Origin of the sequence: Photorhabdus viridis, assembly GCF_040256935.1 — a bacterium.
Classification (GTDB): domain Bacteria; phylum Pseudomonadota; class Gammaproteobacteria; order Enterobacterales; family Enterobacteriaceae; genus Photorhabdus; species Photorhabdus viridis.
Genome location: NZ_JBEJZY010000293.1, coordinates 1 through 410, shown reverse-complemented (window position 1 = coordinate 410; position 410 = coordinate 1). Strand labels below are relative to the sequence as shown.

Sequence of the window (410 nt, the reverse complement as noted above, 5' to 3'; positions counted from 1 at the left end):
TTCTTCATAGGACTCCTGAGTCCGTTCGCTTAAGCCCTGTCCCTGCACGGCTTCCAGCCAGGCCGCCAGATGCTGGCGTAAAGTGGCGAAGCGGGCCGGGATGGCGTCGGGCTGACCGTGGGTCTCCGTCACTGAGGGGCGTTTTTTTCTGTCTGGCGAGGCCAGTGTTGCCGCCGGGCTGGTCGGGATAGCGTGCTGTTGCTGCAACCAGTCGAACCACAGGCGTAAGGCGCGCAGGCGTCGGCGCTGACTGTCCGGCGGGTAGGGCTGACCGTTGGCTTTGCGGTACCGGGCCAGAGACTGCTGCCAGTTTGCCAGTAACGGCTCGGTGACCTGAGCGGCGGATATTACGCCCTGTGCCTCGCACCAGCTGACGAACGGCGACAGCCGTTCATGACGGGCGGACTGGC

Annotated in this window: 1 protein-coding gene; it reads right to left on the bottom strand. The window is 64.9% G+C overall.

Translation table 11 applies throughout. The annotated features are described in order from the left end of the window. Positions 1 to 4 precede the first annotated feature (4 nt). On the bottom strand, positions 5 to 367 hold the full coding sequence (locus ABR397_RS25545) for a hypothetical protein (protein ID WP_350307793.1): 363 nt from the start codon (positions 365 to 367) through the stop codon (positions 5 to 7). Positions 368 to 410 lie beyond the last annotated feature (43 nt).